Below are 3,490 nucleotides of genomic sequence, written 5' to 3' on the forward strand. Positions count from 1 at the left end.
AGGTGTTACTGGACCTGGAGGTGTTACTGGGCCTGGAGGCGTTACTGGACCTGGAGGTATTGGTGGTTGATAGGTATTAATCAAAACTAGGTTCGTTTCATTATCTCGAACTGTTTTTGATACATATCCCTCAGGAACATTGACTTCACTAATTGTATAGCTAATCATTTTTCCTGCTAAATATTTCGGAAGATTTGTAAAAGTATGAGTCCAATTATTATCTTCGTTCAAAATAACTTCTTGCCATACTTTACTTCCATCAGCATAGAGTTGTACCTTAATGCTACTTGGGCGTTTTCCTGCTTTATTATCAGCATCATCCCAAAGCTTGCTGACTTTTAATTCTGTCACTTCAGGAGTATCAGGAATATTAGGGATATGTGTATTAGTGATGATATGATTTGTCTGATCTATTTCTGTCGTATACCCCTCAACTTTGTCTTCTGCTACAGTATAAACAATTGCATTTCCTTCAGCATCATTTTCAGGTAGCTGATCAAATGTAAAGTTCCAATTATCTTCTGATTTAACAGATTTACTTGCTACTTCTTTACCGTTAGCTAAAAGACGAACAGTTATAGCATCTGGACGAATGCCAGCTTTGTTATCTGTATCATTCCAAATTTTCTTACCTTTTATACTTGTAGTTCCTCGATAAGTATTGGTAAATGTAGTTTCCTCTTCACCGTAAGACACTGTTCCCATTTTGATACCATCATCATCCGTTACTGTTACAGTAACCTTTAGTTCATGACTATCATAATCGTAATTATCAGTGCTTTCAGGAATAACTTCACGAATGATATAGTTGTAAACTCCTTCTTTTTTATACTTAATCGCATTGAAGGTTACACTTCCATCTTCAGCATTTTTAACAATTTGAAGAGGTTCACTAGGGTTTGCAGCATCATAAAGTGCAAAGTTAAACTGATCTTTTTCTAGTGTTTTCCCTTTTAAAGTTTTGTGAGCCTTTAAGATAACTGATTCTGATTTTTCTGCGTTACCAAAACCTGATCCTGACTCTAGACGGACTTCACGTACCATACTACGTGTCTTAAAATTTGTGGCAGACCATGCCAAATTATTCGATACTAATGAACCTGCAGGAACTCCATCTGGTAATTTAGTAGAGTATTCAATATACATTGCCCAATGATAGTTATCTCCAAATGGAATCGTAAAGCCTGTGATTCCTCCTTGAGCATTTTTAGTGAATACTGCCTTGTTTGAAAAGTTATCTGATGGCTCTAACGTAAGAATATGAGCCTCATTACGAATTTTTGTAGGTTGTGTATCATAACGAACAGCTCTAAATGACTCAGGAATTAAGGTTTGTCCATTACCAAAAGTATCCGTAATTGTCATCCCACGAATCATATCTTGATTGGCATTCAAGAGAATACGCCACTTAATAATACTTGGATCTGTATCATCTTGAAAACCGTATTTCATTTCATAGTCGCCTGCTTCACCACTATCTTGTTTGTACTTGAAACTATAAGTCTTATGACCAATGGTAACAGTAACTGGTTGACTCTCCTTAATGACTTCTCGATTAATAGTTAAATTAAACTGTAAAGAAAGCTCTTTATTCTCAGGCCTCTTAGCAAAATAATCTGTAAAAGTTACCGTAACTTTTCCTGTACTAGGATCTGTTTGAGCAATACCAACCTTCGTGCCCTTACTATTTGTAACGTCAAAGGTCAAATTTGTAATCAATCTGAGCTCTCTAGGAATATCTAAAATCAATTGATCATTCTCAGAGATACTCTGACTATCTGGAAAAGTTAATTGATAAGTTGCGATTAAACGTTCCCCAGCAATAACTTCCACATCATCACCCAATTCAAGACCAGATCTCTCATGAACAATCTTAGTATCAAGATTATAACCCGTCACCGAATCTGCTTGAACTATTTTTGCTAATTTAACTATTGATAATCCTATTAGCAAAAACATTAAAAAAAATGTTAAACATCTAGACAATTTATGCTTCATAATAACCTCCTTTACGATTAGAAAACATTTGATTATCTAATCAAATTATACCATACTTATTTAAAAAATGTACATTTACTGACCATTTGTTTAATTAATTTTAAAGTTTTATATTTATTCAAAGTTTTCGGTTTCTTAAATCAATTATAAAAACAAAAAAGAGAGGCATTAACCTCTCTTCTTGCGATTACATACACTTATTTAATAAATGTATCACCAACTTTAGAATATCTTTTGTTTAGATATTCAAAGACAAATCTTGAATCATTCTAGAAAACTAGAAATGTTAAGCTTCATCTTCTTTTTTGCGTTTCGCAACCAAACCTAGACCTACAAGACCAAGTGCAGCACCAAGTGCAGCAATTCCAGATTTAGATTGTTCACCAGTGTTTGGCAACTCAGGACCTTTAGGTTTTTCTGGTGTTGGTGGTGTTACTGGTGTTGGTGGTGTTGGTGGTGTTGGCGGTGTTGGCGGTGTTGGCGGTGTTGGTGGTGTTGGCGGTGTTACCTTGTTGTTAAACTCAGTATCTTCAGGCATTTGTGAAGTAAGAGTCAACACTTTACCATCCTTAGTTACAGTAACTCCAACAGTCGCTACCATCTTATCGTACTCAACTCCAGCCTCTGTACCTTTCACTTCTTCTACATGATAGATATAAGTACCTTCTTGACCACGTTTGAATTCAAGAGCTGAGAACTTGATCTTACCTTCAGCATCATTGCTTACGGTTTCAATCACGTTACCATCTTTGTCTTTCAATACGAAGCTGAATTCACCAGCTTTCAACGCACGACCTTCCAATTTCTTCGTGAAGTTGAATTCAACTTTCACTGGGATATTAACAACACGTTTCTCAGTTGGTTTTTCTGGTTTTTCAACTGATTTCTTAGTTGGATCATATTGGTGAACAATTTGAGAAGCTGTATTTTCAATATCTACACCTTCTTTAGCAGTTCCCTTGATACGTGCTGGAATATCAAACTTGTAGTAACGTCCAAATGCTAATTTAGCAGTGTCGATTACTTGAGTATTTTCTGCATCTCCAAGTGACTTAGTCAAGTCAGCCTTAGATGTAGCAGTAATGACACCATCCACAATTGAGATATCAAACTTAGCTGTTACATCTTCACCAGTTACTGAATCATAAGCCTTAATTTCAGATACGTTAACATCCAAGTTTTCGCTATCATATTTATCTGTAATACCAACAGATTGAATATTGTGAGCTTCAGTGAATTTAGTTGTATCTAACCATACTTGGTAAACAACCTTATCACCCTTATGGAGTGTTTGAGTATTGATATTTTGCTTTTCATTATTATCAACTTTGTCCACGTATGGATCTTTGTTGGTATCAGCTACTTTATCAGTCAACTCTTTATCATCATCAAGGAGTTTATTTCCAGTGATATCAAATTTCTCTTCATTAAGAATATATTTCTCTGGATTGAACTCAGGAGTTTCTGGAGGACGAACAGTATTGTTGAATTC

General features: G+C 35.4%; 2 protein-coding genes. Both read right to left on the reverse strand.

Features of this window, described 5'->3' with window-relative positions; genetic code table 11:
- The coding region (locus HMPREF2619_RS01235; RefSeq protein ID WP_070458391.1) for a Cna B-type domain-containing protein at positions 1–1,998 on the reverse strand (1,998 nt) is incomplete at its 3' end.
- A gap of 286 nt (positions 1,999–2,284) precedes the next feature.
- Positions 2,285–3,490: SspB-related isopeptide-forming adhesin (locus tag HMPREF2619_RS01240; protein WP_148130347.1), on the reverse strand; the 1,206-nt coding region annotated here is incomplete at its 5' end.

This window comes from Streptococcus sp. HMSC074B11, from assembly GCF_001808705.1.
Lineage (GTDB): Bacteria > Bacillota > Bacilli > Lactobacillales > Streptococcaceae > Streptococcus.